This window comes from Pseudomonas sp. TSO6, from assembly GCF_056098905.1.
The window spans coordinates 1-220 of the sequence record NZ_JBLZWV010000131.1 but is presented as its reverse complement, the minus strand read 5'-3'; the positions used below and the strand labels follow the sequence as shown (position 1 = coordinate 220).

The 220-nt window shown below is 62.3% G+C and carries 1 protein-coding gene; it reads right to left on the bottom strand.

What is annotated here, in order from left to right:
- Window positions 1-220 (bottom strand): immunoglobulin-like domain-containing protein (locus ACN6NG_RS30100; RefSeq protein WP_474317584.1); only part of this gene is annotated, 220 nt, incomplete at both ends.

Sequence of the window (220 nt, the reverse complement as noted above, 5' to 3'; positions counted from 1 at the left end):
CTTTGAACACGTCATCGCCTTGAGCCGGCGCGGCGTAGGACTTGGTGGTCTCGCCAGCCGCGAAGACCACGGTAGCACCGGTGCTCAGGGTGACGGTGAAGTCCTTGTCCAAGGCCTTGTTCAGGCTCAGGGTGAAGGTCGGCTCGGTCGCTTCGTTGACCGATACCTGATCGGCCACGATGGTGACTTTGACCAGGTCGCCCTCACCTGCAGGCTCGTC